General features: G+C 69.2%; 3 protein-coding genes. All 3 read right to left on the bottom strand.

All coding sequences use genetic code 11. The features are described from left to right. Positions 1-55: 55 nt before the first annotated feature. The 3 genes from ACE3TE_RS13020 to ACE3TE_RS13010 are packed head-to-tail and all read right to left on the bottom strand — an operon-like array spanning position 56 to position 2,843. Positions 56-442, bottom strand: a complete 387-nt coding sequence (locus tag ACE3TE_RS13020) for an STAS domain-containing protein (RefSeq protein ID WP_374605634.1) — start codon at positions 440-442, stop codon at positions 56-58. Next, complete coding sequence (locus ACE3TE_RS13015) at positions 439-867, bottom strand: ATP-binding protein (protein ID WP_374605632.1); 429 nt, start codon at positions 865-867, stop codon at positions 439-441. The genes ACE3TE_RS13020 and ACE3TE_RS13015 overlap by 4 nt, the downstream gene beginning before the upstream one ends. A gap of 2 nt (positions 868-869) precedes the next feature. After that, positions 870-2,843, bottom strand: a complete 1,974-nt coding sequence (locus ACE3TE_RS13010; RefSeq protein WP_374605630.1) for a SpoIIE family protein phosphatase — start codon at positions 2,841-2,843, stop codon at positions 870-872. Positions 2,844-2,947 lie beyond the last annotated feature (104 nt).

The following is a 2,947-nucleotide window of genomic DNA, read 5'->3' as shown; positions in this document are numbered from 1 at the left end:
TTCTTTGCCAAAGGCAAAGTCAGAAGATTCGCGCCTGAAGGCGCTCCTACGTGGGTTAGGGTTCTTCGTCTTCGCCGCGAAGGACCTTCTTCTGCATCGCATCGAGGTAGGCATCGGCTTCGGCGACCGACGAGAAGATCTCGTTCATCGGCACCGCCTTCACCACGTCGAAGACCTTCTGGATCTGCGGCTGCGGGTTCACCACCACGACGCGGCCGCCGCGGCCCGCCAGCGCCTTGCGCGCCTTGAAGATCGAGCGCACGCCGGCCGAGCTGATGTATTCGAGGTTGGCCAGGTCCAGCACCAGTGAATTGACCTGCGACGCCAGCAGCGGCGCCAGCTGCAGGTCCAGCTTCTGGTAGCTGTGGGTGTCGAGCCGGCCGCCGATGGCGACCCGCTGGCTGCCGTTCGCCGGCGGCTGGATATGGACGTCGAGGTTCATGCATGGCTCCCGGGGGCTTGGGTTCGAAGGACGACACGGAGGATGTTGTGCGGTTCCTGGCGGGCGTAGCTCACTTCTTCGGCCAGCTGGCGGATCAGGTGCACGCCCAGCCCGCCGATCGGCCGCTCTTCGATGTCGGCGTCGAGGTCGGGGTCGGGGCGTTCGAGTGGGTTGAAGGCCACGCAGTCGTCGCGGAATTCAAGCGTGATCAGGCCGTCGTCGATGCCGATGCCGACGCTGATTTCGTGCTCGCGGCCTTCCACGCGGCCGTAATCGAGCGCGTTGCAGACCACTTCCTCGGTGACCAGCTGCACGTCGTGCACCACGGCCGGGTCCACGCCTTCGCGCGCCAGCACGCCGTCGATGGCAGCCACCAGGTCGCGCAGCTGTCCCTGTTCCCGCGGAACCTTGAGCCGAATTCGCATGATCAGCCTCCTTCGGGTTCCCCATCGTAGCGCAGGGCCAGCAACGTGATGTCGTCCGACTGCGGGGCGTTGCCGACAAATTCATGTACGGATTGCGCCAGGGTTTCGCACAGCGAGGCCGGGTCCAGCGCAGGGTCCAGGGCATCAAGCAGGCGGTCTTCGCCAAAGGCCCGGTCGGCCGCGTCGAAGGCTTCGGTGACGCCGTCGGTATAGATCAGCAACGTATCGCCCGATTCGAGCCGGCCATGCCAGACCGGGTAGTGCCCGGCCACGTCCACGCCCAGCGGGCCGGTGGTGGGCACCGGCAGGAACTCCCTGCGGCCGTCGGCGTGCAGCAGCACCGGCGGCTCGTGCCCGGCGCTTGCCAGCGACAGGCGGCCGCCACGCAGGTCGAGCACGCCGCACAGCACCGTCGCGAACATGCAGGTTTCGTTGCGCTCGGCCAGGTGCACGGCCGCTTCGGCCAGGGCCGCGCCGGGTGAACCGCCGGATTCGGCCGCCACTTCCAGCACCGTCATCGTGCGCGCCATGAACAGCGCCGCCGGCACGCCCTTGTCCGACACATCTCCGATCACGAACCACAGCACGTGGCCGTCGCGCCGGAAGACGTTGTAGAAATCGCCGCCCACCGCCTTGGCTGGCTCCAGCAGGCCCTGCCATTCCACCGCGCTGCCGTTGGCGCGCAGTGCGCCGCCCGCCGGCAGCATGCCGCGCTGGATGTCGCGGGCGATGTCGAGTTCGGCCTCCAGCTTCTGCCGGGCGGCGCCCATTTCGGCGATCTCCCGAAGCTGCTGCCGGATCGACGTGCGGGCGCTGTCGAAGGCGCGGGCCAGCACGCCGACCTCGTCCCGGCGCTCGGTATGCATCAGCGGGTAGTCGAAATCGCCCCGGGCAAGGTGGCCGGCAGAGTCCGTGAGGTCCTCGATCGGCCGGGCGACGCGGCTGGCGTGCCGGCGCACCGCCCACACGCACAGCACCACGCCGAGCAGGCCGCCGCCCAGGCCCCACACGGTGACGGTGTCGAGCCGGGACAGGATCAGCCTTTCAGGCACGCTCAGCGCGAAGCTCCAGCCGCTGTCGCCGACCGGCTGGGCGAAGCTGTAGTGGCGCTGCGGCTCGCCATCGGCACCCGCCGCCACCTCGTGCACGAATTCCAGCGGCATGCGGCGCCTCAGGGCGTCGGCCAGGGGCGCGAGGTCGGCGCGGCCCTGGTCCCGGATCACGGCGTCCAGCGGTCCGCGATAGCGCGTGTCCGGATGCATCACGATCTGGTGCTCGGGCGAGAACAGCATCGGCAGCAGGGAGGGCTCGGCGACAAGCTGCCCGAGCTGGCTGCGCAGCCTCCGCACCGGCACGTCCACGCTGACCACGCCGATGGCCGCCGTGCTGTCGCCGCCGGGGCGGGTGAGCGGCAGGTTGTAGGTGACGAACAGGTCGCCCGCGGTGGCGTCGTTGGAATACGGCTCCGACCACCAGGACTGGCCCGTGCCGACCGTGCGCGTGTACCAGGGTTCGATCCGGAAGTCGGTATAACCCAGCTCGGCGATGCGGGCCTCGAAGCGGGACTCGCCCTGGCGACGCACGTACCAGTCGAAGCCCGGGTCGTCGGGGCCCAGCCGGCCGGGCTCCATCACGATCATCACGCCGGCAATGTCCGGGTCGGCGTCCAGCGTGGCCTGCATGAGGGCGCGCAGGTCCATCGGCTGCCGGCCCAGGCCCGAAGCCGCGCCGGCCAGGGTACGGCCGCTGACCTGCACCGAATCGAGCGTGGCCTCCAGGCCCCCGGCCGCCTGCTGGCTCAGCCCCCGCATCTCGGCCTGGGTGTTGGCGATCAGCACGCCGCGCACGGCCAGATAGAAGATTAGCGCCACCGCCGCCAGCAGCAGGATGCTGGTCAGGCTGGTCCAAAGGGCCAGCCGGGTCCGCAGGCTGCGATGCCAGGGAATCGGGCCCACAGGGTGACTTGGTTCACGCATCGCCGCCTCCATCCCCCGCCCGCAGCATACCCGCCCAGTGCAGGAAGGGGGTCAGGTTCACTTTTAAAAAGTGTACCAGACCCCCCTTATTACGCCCCGGCTTG

Origin of the sequence: Arenimonas sp. (genome assembly GCF_041919775.1) — a bacterium.
Lineage (GTDB): Bacteria > Pseudomonadota > Gammaproteobacteria > Xanthomonadales > Xanthomonadaceae > Arenimonas.
The sequence above is the reverse complement of the archived record's forward strand: the minus strand, read 5'-3'. Positions and strand labels throughout refer to the sequence as shown.

Coding starts and splice junctions, on each gene's coding strand:
- ACE3TE_RS13020 (WP_374605634.1), bottom strand. CDS start 442: ATGAACCTCGACGTCCATATCCAGCCGCCGGCGAACGGCAGCCAGCGG.
- ACE3TE_RS13015 (WP_374605632.1), bottom strand. CDS start 867: ATGCGAATTCGGCTCAAGGTTCCGCGGGAACAGGGACAGCTGCGCGAC.
- ACE3TE_RS13010 (WP_374605630.1), bottom strand. CDS start 2,843: ATGCGTGAACCAAGTCACCCTGTGGGCCCGATTCCCTGGCATCGCAGC.